The 25,763-nt window shown below is 31.8% G+C and carries 31 protein-coding genes; 6 read left to right on the top strand and 25 right to left on the bottom strand.

Annotation, left to right across the window (positions count from 1 at the left end; translation table 11 throughout):
* Positions 1-275: 275 nt before the first annotated feature.
* Positions 276-1,298 (bottom strand): helix-turn-helix domain-containing protein, encoded by a 1,023-nt coding sequence (locus MHB55_RS21890; RefSeq protein ID WP_340845219.1) that lies wholly within the window; start codon positions 1,296-1,298, stop codon positions 276-278.
* Between the two features lie 401 nt (positions 1,299-1,699).
* Here MHB55_RS21890 and MHB55_RS21885 point away from each other — a divergent pair, with 401 nt between their 5' ends.
* From MHB55_RS21885 to MHB55_RS21870, 4 genes are all read left to right on the top strand, one after another.
* Positions 1,700-5,209 carry an SIR2 family protein gene (locus MHB55_RS21885; RefSeq protein ID WP_340863997.1) on the top strand — a complete coding sequence of 1,170 codons (3,510 nt, stop codon included), beginning with the start codon at positions 1,700-1,702 and terminating at the stop codon, positions 5,207-5,209.
* A gap of 766 nt (positions 5,210-5,975) precedes the next feature.
* Positions 5,976-7,124: a tyrosine-type recombinase/integrase gene (locus MHB55_RS21880; protein ID WP_445322770.1), complete on the top strand. Its 1,149-nt coding sequence runs from the start codon at positions 5,976-5,978 to the stop codon at positions 7,122-7,124.
* A 458-nt stretch (positions 7,125-7,582) separates the two neighbouring features.
* Positions 7,583-7,930: a hypothetical protein gene (locus MHB55_RS21875; protein ID WP_340845222.1), complete on the top strand. Its 348-nt coding sequence runs from the start codon at positions 7,583-7,585 to the stop codon at positions 7,928-7,930.
* A gap of 71 nt (positions 7,931-8,001) precedes the next feature.
* Complete coding sequence (locus MHB55_RS21870) at positions 8,002-8,850, top strand: M12 family metallo-peptidase (RefSeq protein WP_340845223.1); 849 nt, start codon at positions 8,002-8,004, stop codon at positions 8,848-8,850.
* A gap of 360 nt (positions 8,851-9,210) precedes the next feature.
* Here MHB55_RS21870 and MHB55_RS21865 read toward each other — a convergent pair whose 3' ends face one another.
* The 20 genes from MHB55_RS21865 to MHB55_RS21770 form a co-directional block, all read right to left on the bottom strand.
* Entirely contained in the window at positions 9,211-9,366 is a 156-nt protein-coding gene (locus MHB55_RS21865; protein WP_340845224.1) for a hypothetical protein, read from the bottom strand.
* A 111-nt stretch (positions 9,367-9,477) separates the two neighbouring features.
* A complete protein-coding gene (locus MHB55_RS21860) occupies positions 9,478-10,200 on the bottom strand; it encodes a thermonuclease family protein (protein WP_340845225.1) in 723 nt (240 codons plus the stop codon).
* Positions 10,201-10,238: 38 nt separating this feature from the next.
* Complete coding sequence (locus tag MHB55_RS21855) at positions 10,239-11,081, bottom strand: hypothetical protein (protein ID WP_340845226.1); 843 nt, start codon at positions 11,079-11,081, stop codon at positions 10,239-10,241.
* Between the two features lie 295 nt (positions 11,082-11,376).
* Positions 11,377-11,568, bottom strand: coding sequence for a hypothetical protein (locus MHB55_RS21850; RefSeq protein WP_340845227.1), 192 nt, complete (start codon positions 11,566-11,568; stop codon positions 11,377-11,379).
* An 11-nt stretch (positions 11,569-11,579) separates the two neighbouring features.
* Complete coding sequence (locus MHB55_RS21845) at positions 11,580-12,143, bottom strand: metallophosphoesterase family protein (RefSeq protein ID WP_340845228.1); 564 nt, start codon at positions 12,141-12,143, stop codon at positions 11,580-11,582.
* Positions 12,144-12,187: 44 nt separating this feature from the next.
* Positions 12,188-12,337: a hypothetical protein gene (locus MHB55_RS21840; protein WP_340845229.1), complete on the bottom strand. Its 150-nt coding sequence runs from the start codon at positions 12,335-12,337 to the stop codon at positions 12,188-12,190.
* A 6-nt stretch (positions 12,338-12,343) separates the two neighbouring features.
* On the bottom strand, positions 12,344-12,649 hold the full coding sequence (locus tag MHB55_RS21835; RefSeq protein ID WP_340845230.1) for a DUF2325 domain-containing protein: 306 nt from the start codon (positions 12,647-12,649) through the stop codon (positions 12,344-12,346).
* Between the two features lie 82 nt (positions 12,650-12,731).
* The gene (locus tag MHB55_RS21830) at positions 12,732-13,133 is read right to left on the bottom strand and encodes a hypothetical protein (protein WP_251554708.1); all 402 of its coding nucleotides are present in this window, start codon (positions 13,131-13,133) and stop codon (positions 12,732-12,734) included.
* Between the two features lie 143 nt (positions 13,134-13,276).
* Complete coding sequence (locus MHB55_RS21825) at positions 13,277-13,804, bottom strand: hypothetical protein (protein WP_340845231.1); 528 nt, start codon at positions 13,802-13,804, stop codon at positions 13,277-13,279.
* Positions 13,805-13,815: 11 nt separating this feature from the next.
* Positions 13,816-14,517: a hypothetical protein gene (locus MHB55_RS21820; protein ID WP_340845232.1), complete on the bottom strand. Its 702-nt coding sequence runs from the start codon at positions 14,515-14,517 to the stop codon at positions 13,816-13,818.
* Positions 14,518-14,755: 238 nt separating this feature from the next.
* Positions 14,756-15,460 carry a hypothetical protein gene (locus MHB55_RS21815; protein WP_340845233.1) on the bottom strand — a complete coding sequence of 235 codons (705 nt, stop codon included), beginning with the start codon at positions 15,458-15,460 and terminating at the stop codon, positions 14,756-14,758.
* 167 nt (positions 15,461-15,627) lie between these two features.
* Entirely contained in the window at positions 15,628-16,530 is a 903-nt protein-coding gene (locus tag MHB55_RS21810; protein WP_340845234.1) for an ArdC family protein, read from the bottom strand.
* A gap of 226 nt (positions 16,531-16,756) precedes the next feature.
* Entirely contained in the window at positions 16,757-17,047 is a 291-nt protein-coding gene (locus tag MHB55_RS21805) for a hypothetical protein (RefSeq protein WP_251554740.1), read from the bottom strand.
* A 210-nt stretch (positions 17,048-17,257) separates the two neighbouring features.
* Positions 17,258-17,623, bottom strand: coding sequence for a nucleotidyltransferase domain-containing protein (locus tag MHB55_RS21800; protein WP_340845235.1), 366 nt, complete (start codon positions 17,621-17,623; stop codon positions 17,258-17,260).
* A gap of 65 nt (positions 17,624-17,688) precedes the next feature.
* A complete protein-coding gene (locus MHB55_RS21795; protein ID WP_340845236.1) occupies positions 17,689-18,090 on the bottom strand; it encodes a hypothetical protein in 402 nt (133 codons plus the stop codon).
* Entirely contained in the window at positions 18,083-19,900 is a 1,818-nt protein-coding gene (locus MHB55_RS21790; RefSeq protein WP_340845237.1) for an LPD1 domain-containing protein, read from the bottom strand. Before MHB55_RS21790 ends, MHB55_RS21795 begins: the two co-directional genes overlap by 8 nt.
* A 230-nt stretch (positions 19,901-20,130) precedes the next feature.
* Positions 20,131-20,358, bottom strand: coding sequence for a hypothetical protein (locus MHB55_RS21785; RefSeq protein WP_340845238.1), 228 nt, complete (start codon positions 20,356-20,358; stop codon positions 20,131-20,133).
* 107 nt (positions 20,359-20,465) lie between these two features.
* Positions 20,466-20,708 (bottom strand): hypothetical protein, encoded by a 243-nt coding sequence (locus MHB55_RS21780; protein WP_340845239.1) that lies wholly within the window; start codon positions 20,706-20,708, stop codon positions 20,466-20,468.
* Positions 20,709-21,301: 593 nt separating this feature from the next.
* Positions 21,302-21,541 carry a hypothetical protein gene (locus MHB55_RS21775; protein WP_251554764.1) on the bottom strand — a complete coding sequence of 80 codons (240 nt, stop codon included), beginning with the start codon at positions 21,539-21,541 and terminating at the stop codon, positions 21,302-21,304.
* Between the two features lie 24 nt (positions 21,542-21,565).
* Positions 21,566-22,108 (bottom strand): hypothetical protein, encoded by a 543-nt coding sequence (locus tag MHB55_RS21770; protein ID WP_340845241.1) that lies wholly within the window; start codon positions 22,106-22,108, stop codon positions 21,566-21,568.
* Positions 22,109-22,557: 449 nt separating this feature from the next.
* Here MHB55_RS21770 and MHB55_RS21765 point away from each other — a divergent pair, with 449 nt between their 5' ends.
* Positions 22,558-22,953 (top strand): transcriptional regulator, encoded by a 396-nt coding sequence (locus tag MHB55_RS21765; protein ID WP_340845242.1) that lies wholly within the window; start codon positions 22,558-22,560, stop codon positions 22,951-22,953.
* A gap of 225 nt (positions 22,954-23,178) precedes the next feature.
* Here the strand turns inward: MHB55_RS21765 and MHB55_RS21760 are convergent, their stop codons facing one another.
* On the bottom strand, positions 23,179-23,274 hold the full coding sequence (locus MHB55_RS21760) for a putative holin-like toxin (protein WP_340845243.1): 96 nt from the start codon (positions 23,272-23,274) through the stop codon (positions 23,179-23,181).
* A 345-nt stretch (positions 23,275-23,619) separates the two neighbouring features.
* Positions 23,620-23,775 carry a hypothetical protein gene (locus MHB55_RS21755; RefSeq protein WP_340845244.1) on the bottom strand — a complete coding sequence of 52 codons (156 nt, stop codon included), beginning with the start codon at positions 23,773-23,775 and terminating at the stop codon, positions 23,620-23,622.
* Between the two features lie 102 nt (positions 23,776-23,877).
* On the opposite strand from MHB55_RS21755, the gene MHB55_RS21750 reads away from it, so the two are divergent.
* Complete coding sequence (locus MHB55_RS21750) at positions 23,878-24,741, top strand: helix-turn-helix domain-containing protein (protein WP_340845245.1); 864 nt, start codon at positions 23,878-23,880, stop codon at positions 24,739-24,741.
* 80 nt (positions 24,742-24,821) lie between these two features.
* Here MHB55_RS21750 and MHB55_RS21745 read toward each other — a convergent pair whose 3' ends face one another.
* Positions 24,822-25,157: a helix-turn-helix domain-containing protein gene (locus MHB55_RS21745; protein ID WP_340845246.1), complete on the bottom strand. Its 336-nt coding sequence runs from the start codon at positions 25,155-25,157 to the stop codon at positions 24,822-24,824.
* 1 nt (position 25,158) lies between these two features.
* Positions 25,159-25,638 carry a hypothetical protein gene (locus tag MHB55_RS21740; protein ID WP_340845247.1) on the bottom strand — a complete coding sequence of 160 codons (480 nt, stop codon included), beginning with the start codon at positions 25,636-25,638 and terminating at the stop codon, positions 25,159-25,161.
* Between the last annotated feature and the right edge of the window lie 125 nt (positions 25,639-25,763).

The following is a 25,763-nucleotide window of genomic DNA, read 5'->3' as shown; positions in this document are numbered from 1 at the left end:
TTAAAGTTAAACAAACAACCTATACTTACACCGGTCCTAGTTAATCCCTGATAGTATTAACTGAAGTAAAAGGGGATTGTTCAATTAACTCAAGATATACATTAAAGCAAGAATTGCAATAAGGAGACCCTTCCCAGATAGTTAATGATTTTCTAATAACCTTGTGACACGTATGACAAATATTCAAATAGTGTACTGTAGCGGTCATTTATAACACCCTTTCCCAATAACATTTAATAAAAGCCTAAGTTACATTAAAGAAAATAGTAGATATATTAAGAATCAGCTTTTTTTGCTGCTCCGTCTTCTTTAAGAAACTGAGTAGCTAGATTGACCATCACTTCATTGAACGTTTTCTTTTCTTTACTTGCGTAATCATTTAATGCTTTAAACAAGCTCACAGGAAGATCTAAAGAAGTTTTGTGATAGCCACTTATAAATGTCCAATGGTCTTCTTCTAATACAATTTCACCGGCTCCACCCTTTAAAAAAGAACGGATAGTTTCTGAAGAGAAGTTTTGGGGAGCAGAGTTATGTATTTTCATGGAGCCTGCTTTTACGGAAAGAGCTATATAGTCCTCATTTTCGCGTACTCGAATGTTTTCTATGCCTCTAAATTGATAAATAAAATCTAGAAACAGGTAAGATAAGCCATTATCTTTAGGTATTAATAGATCCGTATAACCATTCACACGTTCCATAGGCTGGTGAATGGAATATGTTCGCTTGTATCCAAAATGCTCAGCTCTTTCAATGGGTATCCATTTGGTAGAGGTTAGAAAGAATCCCCATTCACCTTTTTCATTTTTAATAGCCCGTGTCTGAAGATGCCCGTCTGAAGAAGTAAATAATTGATAAAGAGCGATGTCAAAGCGACTATGATAAAATTCTGTTCTCAAGCCACGAGTTGGAGCAGTTTCTTCTAGCTTTCCTTTAATTTGGTTTGCAGAATCATGGGGAATTACATAGCGTTTTTGTTCATCGCCATAAGGGATTTCATGGACCTCTATATCAAGTTCATTAATTAATTGATAAATTTTTTGTTTCGTTACCCCTAATTTTTTGGCTAATGCTGCGGGAGTAGTTCCGTCCCTTTTCTTCTTCTTTTTTATTTCAGTAAGAGCATCAACTTCCTCTGGATAATACCTGGTCTTCCTATGATTTCGATAAGGATCTTCTACTTTTCGTATTTTCCCTTTTTTCGCATAATGGTAGACGGTAACTGTGGAGATTCCAAGTAGTTCAGCTACTTCTTGTTGAGTATAATACTTTTCATTTTTATCGGAAGAATCGAACATATTTATCTCACTCCAAATGTATATTACTAACTTAAAAATTTGTTGATCTTCTTTGCCTGCCTTTAAGTTCTAAAGGTGTTAAAAGTGTTTGGATAAATGGACGAATAATTTAGTTCATGTAAGAGTGTTGTTGCTAAATTTTTCTTAGCAAGCCTTCTTTATGCCACAAATCATTCCTCCTGCGACACTTTTTATTTTCCTAAGTTAGTTTTTTCTTTCCTTCTTCTTTTTCTTGTTTATTATACCAAGTGTTGATAAGGATGGTTAACAATACTTAGATAATATCTATCTTTCACTCTTTATTTAGACTTTTTTCTTCTTAATTCAAATACGATAACAATTAGAAGATATAAATGGTAAAATTGTAATTAGATGATAAAAAATGGTGAGGGGTAATTTTAATGCATACAGAACTTGTGAAAGCTATTAAGGAAAATAAATTAGTTTTTTTTATTGGCTCAGGATTTTCGACAGCTTTAGGGTATCCGAATTGGAGTAAATTAGTCGAAAAAATCATTGATGAATTATCAGAAGATTACCCTGAGCTAGAAATGATGAGACCGCTATTAGGAACAAAACATTTTAGCGAAATGGAAATTTTAGATAAGCTTATTGAACATCAACCTAGGATTCATAAAATTTTAGATAAGCTATTTTCTGATGTTACCGATAATCAGCAATTACTTAAAAGACATAAAGATTTAGGTAATATAACTTCAAAAATAATAACTACAAATTATGATAAAGCACTTGAAGTTGCTAATAATCATTTAAGTAAAATAACATATAATAATTCCTATCGCGTTTCAAATATCTTTAGCACCGATAGTTACATTTATAAATTACATGGTTGTATAGAATACCCTACAACTTGTATATTGTTCAGCGCGGACTACAAAAATCTATACGAAGATCCTTTAAATAAATCCGCAATAGAAGAGCTAAGAAAAATTATTGGAGACAATACAATAGTCTTTTTAGGATTCAGTCTTACTGATCCATATGTAAAAGCTCAGTTTCATTACATAAATACTATTTATAATGGATTAAAAGGGAAACATTTTTTGGTTACTACTGATAACTCTACTAAATTAGAAGGAATAGAAAATATAGTTATAGATAATTGGGAAGATGGTCTAGACAATTTATTAAACACTTTTTATGAAATTAAAAATGAAAAACAAAATTCAGTAGATTTAGTTACAGATATAGTTATAAGCCCTCCTTCTATTACAAATAAAAAAGTTAAAATAGCAATATTAATTGCTTCCCCAATAAATAAAAACTTTGGATATGATAAAAATAAAATCCAAAAACTATTCTCTACAATAGATGTTAAAATAGATTTTTTTCATTTTACAATTAAAACCTTAAATCAATTAGATGAGTATAGTTTTATTTTAATATTTACTAGCTCAGTACAAAATAAAGTTTATATAGAAGATGAAAATTTAATGAGCAAACTTATAACTTTGGAGGAATTGCAATCTGAACTTTTCAGTGACAATTTTAATGGTCTTTTCATAGTTTCTGATAAGGATAAAATAATTAATATAACTGATTTATACCTTCCTATAGCCTTTAAAAAATTTGATGGAAAAACATTTAATAATTTTATATTTAAAACCTTTAGAAAAGGAGACGTTGAAAATCTAAATAATGAAACTCAGTTGTTAAGTCACAAGCAAATAAATTTATTAAAACTTCCACAAGGAAAGCCTCAGATTAGTTATAATAGAACAAATTTACCTAGTGAAATTGACCGTAAAAGATTGATAAATTTTACTGGGAGAGAAAGTGACTTGGAAAATATAATAAGAAAAATCCTTGAACTAAATGGCCAACTACTTACTATAAAAGCATCCGGTGGAATAGGGAAAACCACTATAATAAAAAAAGTTGCTATAGAATTGTCTGAGAGAGGGTATTTTTCCGAAGGTATGCATTTTATCGATTGTGAGTTTATAAAGGACTTTAAAACCTTCGAGTTTAAAGTAAGTCAATGTTTCGATTTAGATAGAACTATTAACTTAAAGGAACATATGACTCAAAACATGACAAACTTAGATAAACTAATTATATTAGACAACTTTGAGTCATTACTATATTTGAATGAAAGAGATGCAATAAAAAATCTTGTAGCTTTTATATGTGATTATGCAAGTATCATCACTACTTCAAGGCAATGGATTGGATTTGAGTTTGAAGAAAAATACGAATTAAGAGCATTAACGACAGATGAGTGTGTGGTGTTATTTCAAAAGTATTATTCAAATGAAATTAATAGCTCTGAGATGAAAATTCTAAGAAATGATATTATAGAAAATTTGCTCAACAACAATCCACTTGCTATAAAAATAATTACGACTAATCTTCCAAAATTAAAAAGCATGCAATTATTGAAAGAAGATTTAGAGGAGGATTTTTTCAATACTACAAAACTAGGGTTTGATGATATCTTTGTTGATAATGTTGATAACAACATAGAAAAATCTAAATCTCTTTATCAATCAATAAATTATTCATATAGTAAACTTTCCAATAAAGAGAAACTTGTGTTTGAGTTATTATCTCTCTTCCCAGATGGAATCCATGTTAAAAATTTTATACAAATGTTTAAAGGGGTTAACTATAAAAATGACATCAATAGAGTGACGGATAAAGAAATAAAATATTTAGAAAATAAATCTCTAATACAAAGTTCAAGCAATACAATTAAACTGCAATCAATTGTGGGTAGATTTGCAGCGCATAAGTTTACAGAGCGAAGTATAGATGAAAAAAAAGCTTATTATAACAAAGCATATGAATTTAATGCTTACTCATTGCATAATTTAGAAAAATTAGAGGATAAAAGCCAGCTAATAGAAATTTTTGATTATAATATGGAAAATCTTTTTAACAGTTTAAATTATTTAGAATATGTTACTCTCGAAAAAAAGTCTGATTTATTAGAATATATGACTAAAATAGCAACATATTCAAATGCAATAAATCAAGGGAAAAAATATGAAAATCATATTAGAAGATTAAAGGACTTTTTTAAAGAGGTTAATAAATCTGAAATTTTAATAGAGGTCTTGATATCTAAGTTAAGATATTATGAAGGTGAGTTTAGAGAAAGTTTAATTGAAATACAAAAGTTACTTCCACTAAATAAATTCTTCGAATTATTTAGTCAAGAAAATATTATTGAAGAATATATCTTTGTAAACGCTGCTAGTATATATAAATATGGCAATGAAAAACAGATTATTAATGAACTGATTAAATCTGAATTAAGTAGGAAATTTTGGATTAGTCATTATGACTTACTTTTCAGTGTTGGTGCTTATGATTTGATTAAGAAATATGATTTATTGGACAAGAGAGATCGTTTTTTCACTTTAGAGATTCAATATAATTTAGGTTTACTAGATATTGACTACTTGAATAATAAAATTAATAAAATTTATAAGAAAGAACACCTATCCATTATGCAATATACTTACATCAAGGCGAAGATGGGTGGAGTTAGTAAACAAGATGTGAGAAAACTTGTTGTAGTGAATCCATATTCTTTTGGATTAAAAAACCTAATGTTTGCTTTCCTAGAAAAAGATCATAAAAAAGCTATTGGGTTGTATGAATTAGCAATAAAAAACTTAGAGCATATTAAATATTATTATGTAGAAGCAATCTATTATTATGCTACATATTTGAAAAGACTAGATAATTTAGAATATAGCCTTTGGGTTAGGAAAGGAATTGAACTTGCAAGGAAATACGAGTACAGATTTTTAATTCATAGGTTTGATTGTCTATTGAACGATATCTTCCTGCCTTATTCTGAAGATAAATACCCCCTAAGTTTTGATTTAGAATACTTAGGAAGAAATACAAAAAACAATAAATATCTTGTAACAAATTAATTTTAAGTCCAGTTCGAGAAATTTCAATTTTTCGAACTTTTTAATTTTCATCATTTCTATTTAAATTCTAGTCAACAACACAGAGAAAAATGATGGTCGCGAGAAAGAGGACATGAAAAAACTGGGTCTAAGCATTATGAGAGTCTTAAGGCGTTCTTATTTAGCAATATATCTAACAGAATATCCATTGCTCAACCAGTCTGCTTCGAACCTCTATGGCTCTTTTTTTTGCTTCGAAATTTCTTTTAATTTAAATATCAGACTAGAACCATCGGCACTTATCCAATTTATGGTGAACAGTAACATTAGTAAATGATTTTTCAAAAGAGTATTGATACAGCACCATTCCGTATTTAGTGGAAGGTGCTGTTTTTATAATATATCAGTACTTGACACTAAATTAACTTGAAATACATCAGTAGACACTAGCATAAGCTCTATTAATTTGTTTGTCCATTTCCATCTAAATGTGTTGCATCACTATCCCTCTTTCCTCCACACTATTTGTTTAATAAGTTTTATTCATAAAATTACTTTTGTATGTAAAGAAATATGTGGTAAATAAATTATAATATCACCATTTTGTATATTATTATAATGTGTATTAAAATATAGTGTAAAAAAATATATATATAACTTTAGATAAACAAATACCCTATTTTTTTATTTAGACTTTATATGTGTATATTTTTATATTATTATAAAGTTACAACTTAATGGAAAATGTATATTTTAAAATGTTAGATTATTTTTAATTAAAAGGAGGGTGAATGATTTGAAAGTAATTAAACAAAATGTTCCAATGGTAGATTCGCTAAAAGAGCACCTTCAAAACAAAGAACTAGTTCCATTTCTGCAGCAACATTTAGATGAGGCTGATAAATATAATACTCCCAAATTTCAAAGGTTTACTGATACAGATATGATGGTATGGTTTTTACATCATCAAAGTAATATTGACAGGAAGAAAGACCGTTCTGATAGAACTATTAGGGAATACGAAAAAGAGTTAAGTCTTTTTGTGGAACAACTAGTGCAATATGCGAATGACATCAATTTAGACATTGACAATATAATAGAAGGTTCTCTTTTCAAATCTCTGCAGACGAGGCATTTAAGACGTTACCAGGAATGGCTGGTTAGCAGAAGCCCTTATGTTTTAAAAAATAAAAAGTACTCTCCTGCAACAATTGAAAGGAAAACGACTATTATAAAATCTTTCTTCTCATTTTTGTACAAAGAAGGCTATATTAACGAACCTATTCATTTCGGATTAAAGAAAGCTACCGTTCGATTGGATGAACGTCCAAATAGAGACTTGGGGCCACAAGAGGTAGAATTCATTCTAGATGCATTTAAAGATAGCAAGCATTTCATTATGTTTTCTATTGTGTACGTATTGGTTACTACGGGCATAAGGAATGAAGAATTTTGCAAGCTGCAGGTAAAGGATTTGAAAAAGGATACTATACTGGGAGGGTATTATCTAGATGTTTTAGGGAAAGGAAATAAGCGGAGACATGTACCTTTAAAGTCTAAAGTTATTGATAGTATTAAAATGTTTAGAAATGTTAGAGGAATATCACATAATGAAACTGCAGAACCTAGTGCGCCTTTATTTTGTACAAACTCAGGTAAACACTACTCTCCTTCGTATTTATCTCAATATGTTTCAAAAGAAATAAATAAAATGTATATAGAAAGAAAGGGAGAAAACATTAAGGTCACGCCTCACTATTTTAGGCATGCTTTTGCAATCATTTCTCGACTAAATCAAGTGGACGTACACGACATTAAAAGATCGCTTGGTCATGAAAGGCTAGAAACAACAGAAATCTACTTAACTAAAGTCTTTGAAAAAGAAAATCATGCTATTCATAGTTGGAAACCTGGTTCTCTAGGTGAGTATATATAATAGAAGAAACTTAAACTAACCAATATGATTACGAAAAGATGTGTTAAAAAGGACGAGGATGTTTTAATACATTTTACCTGTATCTATTAGCATCCGTTATGTCCAAAAATGGACGTGACAATTAATTTCATAAGTTTGAGAGTGCAATTTTGTGCTCCTCCAACGCTCCACTAGAAATACGCTGATATTTAGTACGCAAATTTTTACCACAAGAGTATGAGAATGGAAAATTACGTTCTCATAAGTTGCTGTACCAGCAGGGAGTTTTCTCCCCACTGTATAAGTTTTTACATTGCATCATTGTTGATATTTTTTCTCTTAAAATTCTATGTATTATTTGAAAGATATCCTGTAATCAATTAAATTATAATTGCTTATTTTTAATTAACATAATATTTAAACAATGATAATATATATTTTTAATAAGATACAAAATGTAAATTAAGGAGTGAAATCTCATGAATAATTTATTAAAGGTATTAAATCTCTTCTTTCTCATTATTGTTTTAACTGGATGCGGAGTCACCGACAAAGATATTGATTCAAAAGCTAATCAAACAGTCCAGGTAGATGTTCCTGTGCAATGGTTATATTACAATGACGAAAAATATGTATTTAACAGAGTTATACCTAAGGAAGAGATTGATATGTCGATGGTTGAATTGACAGGTTTAAAAACAAAATTAGGCGATGGTGTAGAACATAATCAAGATATTTATCTCTATAAGAAAGATGGTAGTTTGTTTGTAATTAGTAAAGAAGAATCGGTCGAACAATGGGCAAATTTTACCGAAAATAAAAAATAATATTTGTCAAAAAAAGGATTATCATTAAATATGTAGAATATCCCTTATATAACAAAAAAAGGGGTGTTTTTATGATAAAAAAATTGTTTCTGTTAGTAATACTTCTTTCTTTCACTTTTAATTCAATCGCTATGGCAGCAACAACAGTTGTAGAAGAAGAGAAAAAACTTGTGATTTATGACAGAGAAGGAAATATAGTAGCAGTAGAAGGTGAAGGGCTTCCACTAGAGCCTAAAAAGAACGGAGAAAATGCTGTCTCTGAAATAGAATATCCAATTGACGCAATTTTAGAACGTCCAATTGATGCTATTGTAGTAGATAACAATGGCAAAGAAATAAATAGTGTTCATACAGACAAAAATATATCTAGTGAAACAATTGGAACTAAAAGTATTGGTGCTAGGGTAGCAACTGTTGCGATAGCTGCAGATGAAGAATACCGAAATGCTAATAGTAATTGGGTTACTAAAACTCAAAATCTTGTGGAAAAAATGGATGATGCTTTTATTAGAGATCATAATTTTGACTTAGACATCAAAGTATTTATTGGTTGGAATTCTGAAGGAGCAAATGCTTCGCAAATATTAGGTGATTTAAGAACTGATTGGGGTTCTCAATACAATTACGACTTTTTAATCGGATTTACAAACGAAACAGATTACGAAGTTGGAGGATTGGCTTATCAATATTCAAGTGCCCCTTCTGGAATGGCTGTTAGTACTTTAAAAGGAACACAAACTGATTCTGGAGTATGGCATGCAGGTCAACATGAAATAAGTCATAACATTGGTCTTAGTCATGACACAGACACCTCAAGATGCATTATGAACTATACTTATATTTATGATGTGGATATATGGGACACTACTCACAATAATTTAATAACAAAAAATAAAGTATGGTATGGAAGTGCCTATTAAATATAAAAAATGCCCTAGAACATCTCTAGGGCATTTTCCTTTTTAAAACTTCTTTGCTGTACTTTTGTTAGTCATGGTTCACACTAACGTTATATACTTTAAACAAAGGTCTATTGCTCACATTTTTAATTTAAAATGAATTTTTGACTACTAAGAAAAGCACTTCCCCTCGTGATAATGTAAATGTTCCAAAAATATGAACTGGGCAAAGAGTATTAATAAGAAAATGAAAAAAACAGAAGCCTTAATTATTTTTCCCTTTTTTTCTGCAGATACGGGAATGTAAACGAAAAGTCCGATGATTGTCACTATAATTATTTAAATAAGTTCAACTACAAATTCGTGGGAGTCATTGATTAATCATCGTCCCCTTTCTTCTATTCCACTTAGCTTTTGAAATTCTTCAAGTAACTCGCAATTGCTTAACTTTTCAAAGAAATTAGTATGATAGCCAGTAAGCAGACAACACCAATCAATGTAGGTTTTTCGTTCATCTTCATTTAGTTCGTTCTGCACTTGTTAAACTTCCTCTCTAGAAAATTGTAGTTACCTATCGAGTCCTAGGTATTGAGTTTTCTATTTAACAAGGTAAAATACTAGTTTTTTTGCTAACCTGTAAAACTCTAGTCATTCACTAGTTGAAAACCCACGTCTGGTCACAAATCCTTCAATAGACCAAATCCCTATACCTGATGTTTTTGCCTTTTCTTCTGCATTTTGTAATTCATCTAAATAACGTGTATTCGGTGGGAAAACGTAGCCTACTCTAGCAAGACCATTCTCAACTAAAGAGGTTTGGATCATCTTACCGTCCACTCGTACATATAATAAGGTTCTACCATATCGGTCTATTCTTTCACCTACATCAAACTCACCTGTAATTTCTCCGTTCTCTAGTAAACTCTCTGCAAATTCTTTGGCTTCTTTTGCAAAAGGTTGAGGTTCCCCATTATACTTCTCATCTTTCATTTCGCTGGAGTCTACCAATAGAAGACGTATCTTTACGGTTTCTCCTTTATTTGGACCTTCTAGAAATTTGGCAGTGAAAGTTTCCCCATCATATAGTGACTTAAATTCCATCCTATATTGCTCTGTTGTCCCTTCAGAATGAATAATCCCATTAGAGTTTTCTGGTTCATTCCCTGTTACTAATTCTTCGATATTTGTTAAGCTATCGTTGATCAGTTTATCTGCTTGGTTTTTTGCCTCATCCTTTACAGATATAATTGCTTCATTGATTTCTATTTCTACCTGGTTTGATAGTTCATCAGCAATTTCTTCTTTAGTAGTATCGGAGCAGCCAGTTAATATTAATAAAATGAACAAAATATAAGTTCTTCTCATCCCCATTAGTAAAACACCTCCTCTTCCTTTCCGAACATGTTTAGTTATAAAAATTCAATATATTTATTACTTTTAATAATCATTTCCGTTGCGGGTTTTTCTTTATTAAATTCATTCTTCTTTAGATATCCATAGGCTAGTATGTTTCTGCCTACAAGCTCGGCATCTTTATAAGTAAAGTGGTGGAAGTACTTTTCAAAGAGAACCAATGAAAAATATGTGTCTTCTATAGCATCCAATTTTATAAACCATACTTTTTCTCTTCTAATTACTTTTTCAATGGTACCGTGAATAAAATAAGGCAAATCTAATGTCATGTTCTCCCATAAAGCTTTATGGGCGTCCTTGCTACTTCTAATAAGTTCAGAGACGGGTACTTTACTCCCTTTTACAGAAATGATAATACTGGCCAATAAATCAGGCTCAACAGTAGTGAAGAGTTTCTTCACGGTTTTTAGTGAACCAATTGACTTCGGGGTGGGAGCGGTTGATTTTAGTACCTTTTCGTCTAATTCAGCTACTTCTTTCTCTTCATTTGACTCCCTGTTTATCACTCGTGGTTCATAATCAGGATCTATAGTATTCAAATTCAATCTAACCAAAATCTCTCTAATACCCTGCTTCCCATAATCTTCTTGGTATTCATTAACCTTGGAGAGTGCAGCTGCGAAATCAAGATCCTTACCGAAGCCACACGTTGCTTTATGTATAGACTCACCCTTACCGCTTGTTTTAAAGTGAGCTGCCACACCCTGTCTTTCAGGTATATAAATTACAGGGGCTCCACAAGACTTATCCATACACTCTAGGCACTTACCGTGAAGTTCTTCATCATAAGATTTAGCAGTAATAAGTTTTTTACTATGCATTAAAATGGCTGAATGCAATTAAATCACTCCTTAAAAGAATAGTTAAATCATTGTTCTTCCGAATTCATCATTTCTTTTTCATAAGGTTTTAGCTTTCCAGTTTCAATCCATGATATAAAAACAGCATCTTCCGCAAATATTTTTTCTCTCTGTGCATTTTTAATTTCTTGAAAACTACCTCAAAAATGCAGGAATCTTTTATTGACTGTCCACTTTAAGGATGAATACACTCTGTAGCTTGCTTCATATTCGGACATATTTATTTTGTTCACTTTAGCGTCACTTCCCGATAAAGAGAGAGTTATGTAGGTTATCAACCGTTTGATAAGGAATGTTCATGTCCACTTTTATTCACTTCAGTATAGATATTTTGATAATTGAATAAGGAGTGAGTCTCTTTACAACTGGGAGTGCAATACATACTTGAAAACTCATTTTCAGTATTGAACTGAAAAACACGGCCACAACCAACACAGTCTTTAGTTTTTATATTGCCTTTTATCATGATTTCCCCCCTTAATTGGATTGATTTACGTTTACAGTAACCCATAAATAGGAATAGACGGAGTGAACAACAGACTTGTTAATATCACGAGTAAAAGGGTCGTGTAAATGACCATGGAAAAAATGTGAAATTTGATTCCCCATTAAAAGTGGATTGTAGGATTTAAACCCCCTATGTGCATCATCCAAATTCATGTCTCCGTACGAGGGGTTTGAATGACTGATAAATACATCAACATGTCTATCTCCTAGCTCTTTTATAAACATTTCGCACTCAGATTCGGTATGCTGACCAAAGCCATCACTTTTATAAGTAGGAGCTCCTTCAAATCCAGCAAACGTTATTCCATTTATTATTTGTATTTTGCTATGCATATTTACTACTTCCGTGTCTTCGAAATTTTTAGGATGGCAATGGTTACCAAAGACACCTAGCTTATTACACTTATATTTTTTATTTATTTGACTAACCGTTTTAGATTGAATATCTCCTAGTAGTAGTACAACGTCTGGCTCAACATCTGGTAATTTTATTGTTGTTCGAGTGTCTGCAAATGCTAATATCTTAAGTTCCATTGATTTATCCCCTTCGGCTGCTCCATGAGCATGTTTTAAGTTGCTTATTTATTTTCACTAATTGATAAAACCTTATAGACTTCTTTGTTGGCAGCTGGAGCATATTCGGTTTGAGCTCCTTGAGCATATACGTAGCCAGCTACTGAGATAGAGACAATAAAGAGAATAAGAGATTTTTTTATCTTTTGTTTCATCATTAATCACCCCGCTATGGCTAGTAAGCCATTATTAATAGCACCACTTGCCCCCTTTCCTTTATGAAAGATGAGCGTTGTATTTGTTTCTTTACAGAGTTCTCTAACTAATTCCATCGTAATATGTCCCACGGATCCTAAGAGCAGCACAACACAATCTGCCTTGTCTATGAGTGGTCTAAAAACACTTTTTACTCCTCCATTTCGTGCTTTTCCTGAATGGAACAATACGTCGCATCCTTTTTTGTTGCCGATTGTTTGAAAAGTCTTTTCTTGATTACCACCAATAATTACAATAGTATTTTTATTCATCCCAAAAACTCCCTTTTATATTATTCGTTACAGTTATAATATAATATTATTTTATAAATGTAAACAATAACATAAGAAGTATCTACTTTTTAGGTGCTTTAAGGAAAAATCCCCCATTTAGAATTAACTCCATAGTTTCTTTTATTTCTTTTAGTGAGGTTTCACTTGTTTGTATCAATCCTTGTACTTTCTCCTCGACTAATCCTTGAAAATCAGCTAAGGAATACTCATCGATGATACATAGAACTGGAATGCCTTCTTTATTGCAAGAAGTAGAAATACATTTTAAATCTCTTGCAATGGTTTTAGAGAAGTAAAGAACCAGGTTTAATTTTTGGTTGCCCAGCTGCTTTGACTTTTCCACTTCCTCTATCCAATCCCTATGTGTACAAAATATTTGATTACTCTGTGGGAAGAGAAGAGGCATGAGCTCCTTTAAAAATAAATTTGGATTCGAATTATTTTCTATAAATAAAATATTCATTATACTTGTAACTCCTATCAACAAAAATACCCCTCAAATATCACATATCCAAAAGAATGGAATGTGTATATTTGAGGGGTACACCCTTTTAATTATTTATTTCTTTTATTATACCAAACTCGACTACTCCTAATCTACAAGAATTATACTTGTGGAAAAACGTTAGGTATTAAAATAGAGAGGCTGACCATTATGATGGAAACCATAAACAAAGTTTTGGAGCGCCGATAAAACTCAGGATGCTTAATTAATTTATGACCTAATTTAAACATTAGACCGCAGGCTAAACTGATTACTCCTAAGTAGACTGCTGTGTAGCTCAGTGAGACTATAAATTCGTTAAACAAAGAATCAATATCATTCGTATTCCTAATAGATAAAATTAATATAGGCAGCCCTCTTAGTAATAAAAGAGAAACAAAGGACCAGAACATAAAATTTTGACCTAGTTTTTGCCACTGACCATTTTTAAAAATAGCGGAAAGGATCATCATCAAGGTTCCGAGAACAAAAACTGCCGTTAATGCAATAATCCCCCAGCTATATAACTTTACGCCCAATTCAGTAGAAGATGATATAAGACCGTCTGTATTAAATTCTTTATTAGGAGTAAATTCTCTACTTCCAAACTTAGGTATATTGGATATGGCACTTAAAAGTGTTGTATGCATTTAAAATCCCCCTAAAACAGTTCTTGGTGTTGTAAAAAGATTTTCTTTTCTTTTATATCCCATATAAGCTCGCCATCTATACATGGTAAGGAAACATTAAAATTATATTGCTTTTTCCCTTCTTTATAAACCTTTGTTGCAAAAGAGTACCATTGCTTTTCTGTGCGAGGACCGACTATAGGACAAGCTATAACCTCTATAAAATCTTCAACAGACAAAGTTAAATCTGCTTCAATTACTGACAACCGAAATTTATGGCCTCTAACAGACAAAGAGTTAGTATAGTCTGCGAAGGGTCTTAATACTCTAAATGATTCTTGAAACGAATTTAAAACTGTATAACTCTTTGGATTTTCAAATTTAGGGAAATCAATCTTAATGGTTACATCCACCAGATCTAAATCAAATTCCCCTTGTTCGGATATATTGATTTTCATGATAAAATTGCTTTTCAGTTCGTTAACACTTGATTTAATGGTACGTTTGAGTGTCGTTAATTGTTTTTGTAACATTGCATAATAAGAGTTAGTAATTGCCATTGGTTCACCTGGGACACCGGAACATCTAACGTTAATCATGCCTGTTTTCTTTTTGTATTCTAGTTCAATTTGATTAAGAATGACTTGTTCTGCTTTCGCTAAAGCAAAAACTTTATTTTGTTCATTCCTTGAAAACTGTGAAATTTGTATCACTTCATCCAAATCACTTTTCATTTTAAGTTTGCCTCCTATTAATGGCACGGATATGTATTATTTTAATATTCTTCCATAAGGATAATACATATCATTGTACCTAATCAATCAAATGTTTCAATAAAACTAAAGAATGGTAAAATAAAGGATAAATTACCTACTTATTATATCCTTTCTACTTGATACTTATTTAATCGTTAACAAATATCGAGTAGAAAGGACCCAATTTTTCAATTGGTATCCTTTAATTAGGGCATGGTTAAGAGGCAATTGAGCTATAATCCCTATCTGCTCCCATATCCCCATAATTATGTTCCTCAATTGCAAAATGCATTGATCTTTCTTGAAGAAGATCGATAGCTTTAGCAATCACATGATTTTGCTCATTTCTATCTACTAACATGGATAGAATGTCACCTTTATTAAATGTTCCAAATTCAATTGCATCCACCCAAGCTCTAGCGCTTCCATCACTTACATGAAGATAGCCTTGTTCCTCTCCAACTATTTCTATGACCCAGAGTTGTTCACCAAACTTATTATCCAGAATACGTGTATCTGCTTTTGCTGCTAGTCTTTTATTTACAGAAACAGGAGCAGGTTCCTCTTTCCAATCGTCCATAGATAACATTTCGTTTTCTACTTCTTCATTAGAAGGAGGCGTTATACAATCGTTTTGAATATGATTGATTTGGTTTAAGAAACTAGTTAAGAACAGTTCTTGTTCTGTGTTTAATTGAGATGCTATATATTTTACTGGCTCTTCCATAGTGCTTTGTGAAACTATACAATCAGTAGATTCATGTATCAGCGGTTGAACCGTTAAAGCACGATAGCCCCATAGTGGTTGCACTTCTACTTGTTTAGGCAGCTCAAATTTTGCAAAACTATAATAAAGGGTTTGTCCCATTGTCATAAAAAACAATAAACTCTGTATTGCTAATTGTTCAATCAAGAAAATCATTTCTTTTCCTCCCATATTATGTTTGTTTTCAATTGTAAGTATTTAGTCATAAAACACACTCTCCTTAATAAAAAAACAATTTAAACCAGGCATCGAATAAAAATGCACAGTTAAATTGTTACTCCTCATAAATTATCTTTGATAATTCACATTTTCATTTGTTACTTTTACGCTACAATCTTGTTTTGTTCCACATCTCTCATTTGGTTTAAGGGCATACACAGAGCTGTTGCTACCCGTTCAAAACCTGCTATTAATGAGCTAGCAGTTTCTTGAATCATAGTACCGTATTTAATCAAAGATTCTCCTTTATCTTTAGACCAACCGTAAACATACTCAAACGAGTAATTACTTGTGTCTAGGCCAAAGTAAGAACAAATGATAAAGGCGGTACCTTCTGCAACACATTCTTTCTCTTCTTTTGATGATTTAGTATCATGACGATGAACTCTGCTATGAACCAATTCATGCACAGCTGTTTTTGCTCGATGGTTAATACTAAGGTTTTGATCGACCATTATATAATGTTCCACCCTATTGTAATAACCACAAGCCCCCTCCGCATCTCCGATCTTTAATGAACAATTATCTTCAGAAGCGAGTAGCTTAACCCATTCAAATATACGAATAGCTTCTTCCGATTCTCCAGTTAGTTCTAGATTATAATCATCAATAGGTAGAGGATCACCATCTGTTTGTGATACATCAAAAACTGGTACACTTGTATATCCAATTAATTTAGATTCCTCGATTCCTGAAGCTTCGTCTATCTCTTTAATAATACGAGGTGCTAGAACACGCAATGCTTTCTCTCCTTTACGCACAGAACGGTTTAATTCTTTCCATTTTAGAAAGGAAGCAATAAATCTAGCATGTGGCATCTGAGCACGTATTAACATCATATTCCTAAATGAATAGGTTGGTATTAACGACTGCATAGCTAACATAGCTTTAAAAGCTTCAGGTTCATATTGAAAATTTAGTACCCCCGTTTGAAGTGTATCCAGTAATACTTGGACCTCCTCTTGCATTTCTTCGGCTGTTTTTCGTTTGTACGAGGTTTTAGCCATTAATTAACACCCTTTCCCAAAGTTTTATATATTTTTTTCTTACAACAACAAAAAAAGCCTTTGGAATGATTGTTTATATAGCGTAAAAAACACTATAAACACAATTAGTCCAAAGACTTTATATTAATCGTCACCGCAGAATCCCATAAGAGGACTTGCAAAAAAAGAAAGAAAAAAATATTACATTTATTATAACTCACACAGGAAAGAAAAACTATAATTACTGTTAAATAATTGAGACATTTACATTTTCCTCTTCTATAGGTAAGTGGTAATTGGAGATTCCACTAAATTTCAAGCCGTTACAATTAAATCCTCTTTGAATAAAACTTTCTGCAATGTTCTCTGCGTTTGATACACCTTCAGTAAAATCTAAAGTCCTGGTCATATATGATTCATGGTGAATAACCAAAACTTCTACAGGCTGCATGGGTTCTTCTAAATGTACAATTAAGCCAAATTCATAACCTTTTATTTCATCTAAGCTAATATAATCAATCTTTGTGATATTTTTCATTTTTCATTTCTCCTTTTTCTGCAAATTGACCAATAAAAAAAGCCCTTTGAATACCAATATGTAGAAATCTACATAAGGCTCCAAAGAGCGTAATTAGTCAGCACCTGCGGATACCAAATGGGTATCGCTTTTAACAATGTCATTATAACATTTCAATTATAAATTGAAAAGCCAAATTTCGACAGGTTAAAGTATGCAAAAAATTCTTGTTTATCCTCGGTCAATATGATTAATTAACTTTCTAGAAATCGGAGAAATCATATGACTGTTAAAAATCATTTTTTCACCCTTCTCTAGGGAGTTAGGAATAAAATCAACTTTAATATTTTCTATATACAATGGTTCATCTCCGTTTAAAATATCGCACATGGAATCAGAAAGAATAGCTCCTCGGTATTCAAATGCTATATCCAGATCACTATCATGCTTGTGGGTTCCTTTAATTCGACTTCCTACAATTGCAATATTTTTTAATTCAAAATATTCGTCTATAGGTGCTAACCTATCCGCAATATGTTCTCTGACGATTTGAAAAATATCTTTGATCATTATTTGTTCTAGTCCAATAGTGTTCATATCAATAACTCCCTTTAATCTAACGTAAAGAATAAACTCACTTACTTTTTTTATTATGGCCAACTTCAAATAAATATATCTCTCATTTCTCCGACATATCTATATTTGATATTTAGCTTATCCTTTGATTTTAGGAGTTCTTTTTCTGAACTAAATCCTATTGCTTTTTGATTTTTTCTCTGGTCAAATGTCTTCGCTACTAGGAAAGTTCCTACAATATCTCGATGGAAATTATCAATTGTTAATTCAATGATTGGAGTATTCACCATCATAAAAGCATAACCATCAAATAAGATATTAACTGAATCAAAAAACGTTGCAAATGATGGACAGATTGAGTTTAAATTATTTTTTATAAATGTTTCTCTAGACATATCACCTAAAGGTTCATAAGTAATTATATCCTCTATAATTTCCATACTCTCATTTACTTCTATTTTCAAAAAATACTCTAATTTGCTATTCATCATAACCACAACCTTTTATTAATATTGGTCTTACTAAATTAATAAACTCACCCATAGCAGCATGAATCCGTTCCTTTTCTTCTCCTCCTGGATAAATGTTTCCTCCAATACCACATACTAAATAATCACTAGTCCAGCGAAGCTGCTTTAATTCTTTTATTACATAGCTTTCAAATGCTCTAGCGACCAGTTCTACATTGGAACTCCAGTACTTTCCGAGAACCCCTTTATCCATTTCAATAGAACTTTGTAAAAGGGTCGAATGGTTTACAGTGTATGGAACTCTGAGTACTTGCTCACCAGTCTTTTTAAAATGGTATTGAGCTAAAGCCTCAGCTTTTTCTCGAATAAATCTCTTACGTTTAGTAGCATACTTTTTAATCTCTTTTTCTCTGTACGTAGTAGATACACACCCATCTAATTGGCGTTGTACCTTCCCGTCAAAGTCTCTAACCTCAATATCCATAAAAGACTGAAGATTACCTTTTACTGCTTGATACAAAGCTTCAAAAGGTTCATAAACGGTATATGTGTTTTTTACATTTCTCACATCTATGTGGGCGATAGAAGTACCTTCTTTAATAGCTTTTAGCAAGTTGTTCATCTGGTCTTGTACTTCAAAGATTGCTGTTCCTTCTGTTGTTTTAGAGAGGAATCCAATCTTGCCATTTTCAAAGCTATGACTAGCATTGTATAAATAGCTGTCTAATGCATGGAACCATTCATGAGCTAAAATACCAAGAGACCCATTATGTTTGGTTAAGTTAATGACATTTTTAGAAGATTCATAATGTCCTAATGCTTTTCCACTACCTCTCGCACCAAAGGCCATTGCTAATAAACCATTAAGGCTCACTGCTTTTTTGGGTATAGTTAAAATCTCTGCCAGATCAATGTATGCTTCAGAAGCCTTAGTCAGATGGAAAGCTGCTTTATCATCCTCCACCCAATTGCCAAATTCACAAGCTCGAAAACCATAGGCATGTACAAATTCTTCTGGAGTGGAAATGTAAAATGAACTTCCCGCATTTCTAATTGGATTACTAGGAATGTCTCTCTTCCAGCTATGTCCTTGTGGTTTATTACTCGTTTCTTTATTCGCTTTTGGAGTTGGTAGAACAGCATCCCAATTTTCCTCATTAATGTATTTGAAAATAGAGTCTTGGGAGGATGTTTTAAAAAAATAATTTTTAAAAGGTCCATCGAAGTCCTTCAAGGCTAAATCATCTGCTAAATCTTTTAGCATCAAATATTCTTTTTCTTGAGACTTGAACTTTTCATGACTCCTTGCTCTTCTGACGAAATAGTCTGCAGATAAAAGAGCAGAAATATATCTATAGAAACTTAAAAATTCCTCAACAGTATGAACTCCTTCTAGTCCTTTACTTAAGATTAGGAGGGTACGAGTATATTTCTCACGTGCTTCAGCTGAATCAGAAGACTCCTTTGGTATACGTCTAATAAACAACTGTATGGCCTTAGCCACTCCAGGACGGACTCCACGCTCCCTACAATACTCTAGGGAGAACCAGGAAAAGAATGTCTCTCTCTTTAGTACCTCAGCTGCTACACGTACATCCATACTTTCTATTTCTTTTAAAAGTGCCAAAGAAGGTTTCGATAGAAAATTTACTCTATATGCACTTATATCTTTTGCTGCTCCGCCTATCTTTTCGCCCACGTCATAGGAAATGGAATTACCTTTTTGTTTATCCGAGCGTATGTCCTCTATTTGCTTCACTGGTGGAATTGTTAGCTCACCTGATAATTGTTCTAGAAATTCAATCATAGTTATTTGGTTTGTTTGCATTTTTTTCTCTCCCCTAATTTTTTTATTAAAAGAAAGAATCCTTAAAAGGATTCTCTTTTGCCTCTCTATTACCAGGTATATCGTTTATACTTTGTTGAATGGATGGGACGAGCATGAGACCGAGAATAGAAGGTAAGCACTTATTATTAGACCTATGGTTTAAAGCTCCTACAATGAATAATCCGGGTGTCCTACGAGAACGTATGGTAGATGGACAGCGACAAGTTTTATTAACCATCGTAATCATTAATATCGATTTTATATAATTCAAAGCTTACTAACTCAAACGTTAAGCTAGGTTCCACTTTAAAATATCCATTTTTAATTCCAATAGTAGAAATCGCATTTTCTAAGATAAGTGTGGAAAGGCTAACTAAATTTTTTTGATTGACTACCCCTTTTACTGTATCTTCACTTTTTTCATCCCACTCAAATGATTTATTTATATTAGCTGACATGCTACTCTCCTTTTTAATAAAAAGAAAAGGATTCCATATTCAGAATCCTTTTTCTCTTAACTAAGTTATTTGAACTCTCTCAGGCTTGTTATATCATTTCTAATATATTATGCAATCTTTTTAATAGCTAGTAAATATAACGTTCCATCTCTAAATCCTATTGCTAGATCTACAATTTCTCCAAATTTATCCGCAAGGTCTTTTCCCACTACTTCGGCAATAGAACCAATATAGCGATAGATAAAACCTTGCTTAGGACAATGCTCAATATAACTCCCTTTTTTTTTTAATAAATTTAACACTCCCTCTTTCATAGCATTCATTCTTCCTTGTAGAGTAGATTCACTCATACATAACACCCTCTCCCAAAATTTTTACTATCCCTTTTATAAATGAACACAAAAAAGACCCTTGGGTTGATTATTAACATAGTAAAAAACTATGAAACACAATCAGCCCAAAGGCCATAATTTAATAGTCACCGCAGAACCAGTCATGAAGGAAGGTTTGCATAAAAAAAGAAAAGAAATAGTATTAACAATATGTTAGCAGATTTGTTTATGTCTGTAAATAACAGGCTTTAAGGATAAGATGATCTTTAATGAATATGCAATATAACAGGGTTTTTTACTGCGTCAATAACTCCTGCAATTACTGTCTCTAACTGACGCAGTATATGAGGCAAATATCCTTTCACTATTTTCCGGGTTTTAAGGAGCGGAACACTTCTCTTTGAAACCTACGGATAAAAAAGGAGCTAAATTTAACTACCAAATTTTTCAAAATACCAATCCTAGTTGTTCCTCAAAATCGATTTGAAAATTAACAAATGAGGAGTTACAAACTACGGAAAGAATTAGCTGCTAAATAAAGAGAAGCCCGTTACCTTAATGGTAGTGGGTTTTTTACCCTTATTCACCTTGTAACCCTTACTCACGAATTTCTAAGAAGATTTTACCCAAACTTTATATCTTCTATCATCTTCATCCAATGTGATTTCTGTAAGGACTCTTAATTCCTTCATCCCAGCAAGTCTAAAAGCTAAGGAATAAGCAATTTTATAATCAGGTGTGTCATAACCATCATACAGTCTTGCATAAATTTCATTTCCTATTGAATCAGCCCATACATCTGCTTCGTAAAAACTATCGAATATAATATTTTCTCGTTTCCATTTTGGCATCTTTTAACCTTCTATCTGGGAATTTTATTTTACTGCACATTCAAGGTTAAGCAACGTGACATTTTTAACACCGTTAATCGATGTAGGGTTAGATCCTGACCAATAAAGTCTAACTATATCACCGGATTTAAGATTATAATTTTTACCTGATACCTGATAAACCTTCATACTACCATGAAAATTATACTCCGGAACTTCATAGTGACCTGGGTATGGTGAATTAGCTTTAACATTATTTACCCATGCCGACGCAAATACATCTACTCCAGGTCTGTATTTGTGGTAAGCACTTGGTTTTATGAAAAATCCAAATTGTATTGAACGATTAACTGAACCAGTGTTTGTTTGTATGGTCACATAAGATTCTCCATCGGGACTATTGAAGGTTCCTTGGCAGAAAGGAAGCTCATCATCTTCCCCTAAGGGTTCTATTAAATCAATAGGATACTCAACACTAAGAGTCGAATCGGATTCTGGGCTATCAGCTGAAGCAGGTTTTAATTGGAAAGAAGAAAATGATAATAATACGAGTAAAAAAATAGAAATAGACTTTAATAGTTTTTTCATAAAAAACCTCCTAAATTTTGTTATTTCCATTATAAACTGAATTATCATAATAATCTACTAAAACAATTAGATATTTATATTATGCTAAGTTCCATTAATTAAATGAATATATATCTGGAGGGAATATCCCATCTTTAGAGGAAATTCCTTGTTTTTTCTATAAACTCAATGATATGAGGTATAGCATGGGGCTATTATACTTTAAGCTTAAATTCTTTCTTACCGACTCTATATGGTATATTTATGATACTACATTTCTATATAATATTTAAAAATAGCAAGGAAGCTCTATCTCATAGTTAATGGTATAGAGCTTTTCTTTACTCGCAAATGTTAGGAATGACATCATTAGATTCCTATACCTCTTTTTTACTTTAAGAAAAAATTCATTTTTTTGATTCTTTTATGCCCACTTTGCATATGTTATAAAAAAAGCAAAGGGTGGTAACATGAGTGTAAAGCTTAGAAAAGATAGTTGGACTCTGGAAGATGACAATCTTTTAAAAGAAATAATCTTAAATAAAATAGAGCAAGGACAGACACAAATATCAGGTTTTGAAGAAGCAAGCATTTTATTAGGTCGTTCAAAACAAGCCTGCGCTTTTAGATGGAATAAAAATCTTCGCCCTACCCTTTTTATAAGGGAATCAACTAAAATAGAAGTATCAGTATTAACACAAGAAACAACCGACTCACCGACTATAGAAAATCACCTGCAGTTAGCAATGAAAAGTTATGATGAGATGAAACAAACTTATGAAAAAATTACTCTTGAATATAACTTGTTAAAAAAAGATTACGAGCAAATAGTTAATTGGGTGAAGCAAGGGAAAACGTATGTATAGTATTTAAGATGATTTTTATAAAACGTTTGTTGGATATTACGCCTTATAAATAGTATGGCTTGAAAACAGACGTATAAGTGGTATAATAATGGTATAAGATGAATAAATAAAAAAGACTACTTGATGTTCCAGCATCAAGTAGTCATGTAATAGTATCGCTTCAAAGGCGATTAGCGCATTAGGTAAGTAAACCGTCCCAAATTGCTTTCACGGCTAAGGGGCGGTTTACTTTTTTTGTGAAAAAGTATATGACAAAGCAAGTATAGTTACGATCAGTGTACTGAAACCAATCATGATACTTAGCGATTCAAAAATTGTCATGTAGATCATCTCCTTTCCCTTCACATTTAGTGAAGTAATGGGAGAAAAAGATGCTCTAACCGCCCTCGAAACCGAATTCTATTACCCTCTAATTATACCATATTTAATCATATAATACTTCTAATTCCATATAAAAAGGGAGGTAAATTTACCTCCCAAATGTATCAAAATACAAATCCTAGTCGTTCCTCAGAATCGATTTGAAAATTATAAAATTGCTGTTAAAAGACCTTAGGAAATTATTCCATCTATTAATTTGTTGCTTTTTTTCATTTTACCTTCTACTTCCAATTAACTCCACCAACTTAGTATATTTATAAATTTATAATCTTTTAAGAGGTTACATCAATGTTTTCCATCGAGCGTATCATCTTCATTTTGAATGCTAATTAAAGAATCCAAAGATACTGGACTATAATTATAATCACTGCTGCTAGGAAAATTAACAAAGAAACCAATTGCAATTAATAAAGAACAAATAATTCTATTTTTTTTCTTCATCTTTTTCTCCTTCTTTTGTGTAACATATATTCAGTATAAGTTATACTTAAATTATAATATATAGGATGTTATGCAATATTGTGTCAGATAAGGGGGTAAAAAGTGCTTGAAGGATTAGGTAGTAAATTATCATATTTCAGAAAAGAAAAAGGATTATCTATGAAAGAGTTAGCTGATGGATTGTGTGATTATACTACTATTTACAGAGTAGAAAAAGGAAAACAACTACCTAGATTAGAAATCCTAAATGAAATTTGTATGAAGTTAGAAATTCCTTTTCAATCTTTATTTCCCTTTAATGAAGAAGTGGTGAGATTAAAAAAATTATGTAGAGAGTTTACTTACAACGAAGATTATTTATCCTTAGAAATAACATTAGAAAATTGTGGTGAGTTATTAAAAAAAATAAGTTCAACTTATACTTATAAAGAATTTAGGAAATTTATTCTAATGCATCGGGCAGTTCTTTTACACAAGAGGGATAATAACGCTATAAAAGCGTTAAATATTTTGAGGCCTCTTGTGAAAGTAAATAATGCTGTTTCAGAGCTTGATTTTGGAATATTAAATTCTATTGGTTTAATTAATTTATCTCAAAATAATTATGAATCTGCATATAAAATATACCATGCAATTTACCAGAAGATTAAATTGCGAAATATAATAGAAGATCCAACACTCATTCCTAGGGTGGGTTATAACTATGCTAATTCTCTATTTAAGTTAAAAAAATACGAGGATAGTTTACAAATAATACAAGAAGTACACTATTATCTGGAAACCCAACAGTCTATTTATTTATTAGGCGAAACTTTTCATATGGTAGCTGTATTATCTAAGAAATTAGGAAGTCAAAAAGAAGCTGAAGAGGCTATCAAAAATGCTATATTGGTCTTTAGCTTGACTAAAAATGAAGTTAATTTAACAAAATCTAAGGCTTTCTTATCCAATCTTCAAGCTAAATAATTATCAAAAATAATAACAAAAAAATCATCTTAGCTCTATTAGTTTCCTAATTAGCTAAGATGATTTTACATGCACTAAACTTACATATACATCACAGTCATACTTTCTTGATCTCTATACTCGTGAGTTAATTGATACATCATTTCTGCTACTGCAGTTGTGTTTAAATCTAATGCTCTAAATAGATTTTCATAACTTAATGTTCCGAGATTATCGAATCCACCTTCAGCTCGAGTAACTGTTTTTAAACCAACACCCGCTTTTTCAGCAAGCTCTCGCTGAGTTAATCCCTTCTCCATTCTAGCAGCGAAGATTATTTTCCCGTATACTGCTCCTAATCCGTATAGCTTTTCCTCTAAATCAGGGTGTCCTGCGGTTAACTGGCCATCTAATAAATTTCTTGGTTTCTTTTTCATATTAATCCTCTCCCTCTAAGTATAATTCAGGATTAGCAAGAACTCGTTGGAACATTTGAAAAGTTAAGTCCCTCATCTGATCTGTTTCATCACTAGGAGGCTGCTTAGTCTTCTTAAAAACCTTAACAAATACATAGGATTCTACCCCATCATAAAAGAAGGGAAAGAAGGTGAAACGTAAATGTTCATTTTCGTTTAAACCATAACGTAATTCATAGATAGGTTTGACTCCTAATGGTTTGACTATTTCATACCGTTTGGTCCGTTCCATACCATCAAGATCAATCGTTATCTCCACCTTGTTTTGTAAAACACTTAATGGTGTTACCGTTAATAGGTCTAACGCACGTAATATGAATAATAGATGCATTTTAGCTTCCGCTGAATGAAAAGATTGCTGTCTTAACCTTTCTAAGAAATCAGATACTACTTCCTGATTGTTCTCATCTGCTATTGTTATTATTGGTCTGTACTTTATCATAGTATGCTCACCATACCATATATGACTCTTATTTTCAAATAATTTAGGCCATATATGACTCCTTGTTTTTTTATTAAGCTGCAGCTAACATCCAAACTCCACGTTCTACAGAAGTAGATTCTTTA

It is taken from the genome of Psychrobacillus sp. FSL K6-1267 (assembly GCF_038003265.1).
GTDB lineage: Bacteria > Bacillota > Bacilli > Bacillales_A > Planococcaceae > Psychrobacillus > Psychrobacillus faecigallinarum.
The sequence above is the reverse complement of the archived record's forward strand: the minus strand, read 5'-3'. Positions and strand labels throughout refer to the sequence as shown.

Excerpts from the sequence above, each read along its gene's own strand:
- MHB55_RS21760 (WP_340845243.1), bottom strand. The coding sequence starts at position 23,274 with ATGACAATTTTTGAATCGCTAAGTATCATGATTGGTTTCAGTACACTG.
- MHB55_RS21820 (WP_340845232.1), bottom strand. The coding sequence starts at position 14,517 with ATGAAAAGTGATTTGGATGAAGTGATACAAATTTCACAGTTTTCAAGG.
- MHB55_RS21850 (WP_340845227.1), bottom strand. The coding sequence starts at position 11,568 with ATGATAAAAGGCAATATAAAAACTAAAGACTGTGTTGGTTGTGGCCGT.
- MHB55_RS21825 (WP_340845231.1), bottom strand. The coding sequence starts at position 13,804 with ATGCATACAACACTTTTAAGTGCCATATCCAATATACCTAAGTTTGGA.
- MHB55_RS21870 (WP_340845223.1), top strand. The coding sequence starts at position 8,002 with ATGATAAAAAAATTGTTTCTGTTAGTAATACTTCTTTCTTTCACTTTT.
- MHB55_RS21770 (WP_340845241.1), bottom strand. The coding sequence starts at position 22,108 with ATGAAAAAACTATTAAAGTCTATTTCTATTTTTTTACTCGTATTATTA.
- MHB55_RS21805 (WP_251554740.1), bottom strand. The coding sequence starts at position 17,047 with ATGAAAAATATCACAAAGATTGATTATATTAGCTTAGATGAAATAAAA.
- MHB55_RS21890 (WP_340845219.1), bottom strand. The coding sequence starts at position 1,298 with ATGTTCGATTCTTCCGATAAAAATGAAAAGTATTATACTCAACAAGAA.
- MHB55_RS21810 (WP_340845234.1), bottom strand. The coding sequence starts at position 16,530 with ATGGCTAAAACCTCGTACAAACGAAAAACAGCCGAAGAAATGCAAGAG.
- MHB55_RS21785 (WP_340845238.1), bottom strand. The coding sequence starts at position 20,358 with ATGTCAGCTAATATAAATAAATCATTTGAGTGGGATGAAAAAAGTGAA.
- MHB55_RS21790 (WP_340845237.1), bottom strand. The coding sequence starts at position 19,900 with ATGCAAACAAACCAAATAACTATGATTGAATTTCTAGAACAATTATCA.
- MHB55_RS21780 (WP_340845239.1), bottom strand. The coding sequence starts at position 20,708 with ATGAGTGAATCTACTCTACAAGGAAGAATGAATGCTATGAAAGAGGGA.
- MHB55_RS21845 (WP_340845228.1), bottom strand. The coding sequence starts at position 12,143 with ATGGAACTTAAGATATTAGCATTTGCAGACACTCGAACAACAATAAAA.
- MHB55_RS21830 (WP_251554708.1), bottom strand. The coding sequence starts at position 13,133 with ATGAATATTTTATTTATAGAAAATAATTCGAATCCAAATTTATTTTTA.
- MHB55_RS21755 (WP_340845244.1), bottom strand. The coding sequence starts at position 23,775 with ATGAAGAAAAAAAATAGAATTATTTGTTCTTTATTAATTGCAATTGGT.
- MHB55_RS21875 (WP_340845222.1), top strand. The coding sequence starts at position 7,583 with ATGAATAATTTATTAAAGGTATTAAATCTCTTCTTTCTCATTATTGTT.
- MHB55_RS21765 (WP_340845242.1), top strand. The coding sequence starts at position 22,558 with ATGAGTGTAAAGCTTAGAAAAGATAGTTGGACTCTGGAAGATGACAAT.
- MHB55_RS21860 (WP_340845225.1), bottom strand. The coding sequence starts at position 10,200 with ATGGGGATGAGAAGAACTTATATTTTGTTCATTTTATTAATATTAACT.
- MHB55_RS21775 (WP_251554764.1), bottom strand. The coding sequence starts at position 21,541 with ATGCCAAAATGGAAACGAGAAAATATTATATTCGATAGTTTTTACGAA.
- MHB55_RS21745 (WP_340845246.1), bottom strand. The coding sequence starts at position 25,157 with ATGAAAAAGAAACCAAGAAATTTATTAGATGGCCAGTTAACCGCAGGA.
- MHB55_RS21800 (WP_340845235.1), bottom strand. The coding sequence starts at position 17,623 with ATGAACACTATTGGACTAGAACAAATAATGATCAAAGATATTTTTCAA.
- MHB55_RS21815 (WP_340845233.1), bottom strand. The coding sequence starts at position 15,460 with ATGATTTTCTTGATTGAACAATTAGCAATACAGAGTTTATTGTTTTTT.
- MHB55_RS21885 (WP_340863997.1), top strand. The coding sequence starts at position 1,700 with ATGCATACAGAACTTGTGAAAGCTATTAAGGAAAATAAATTAGTTTTT.
- MHB55_RS21835 (WP_340845230.1), bottom strand. The coding sequence starts at position 12,649 with ATGAATAAAAATACTATTGTAATTATTGGTGGTAATCAAGAAAAGACT.
- MHB55_RS21740 (WP_340845247.1), bottom strand. The coding sequence starts at position 25,638 with ATGATAAAGTACAGACCAATAATAACAATAGCAGATGAGAACAATCAG.
- MHB55_RS21795 (WP_340845236.1), bottom strand. The coding sequence starts at position 18,090 with ATGAATAGCAAATTAGAGTATTTTTTGAAAATAGAAGTAAATGAGAGT.
- MHB55_RS21840 (WP_340845229.1), bottom strand. The coding sequence starts at position 12,337 with ATGAAACAAAAGATAAAAAAATCTCTTATTCTCTTTATTGTCTCTATC.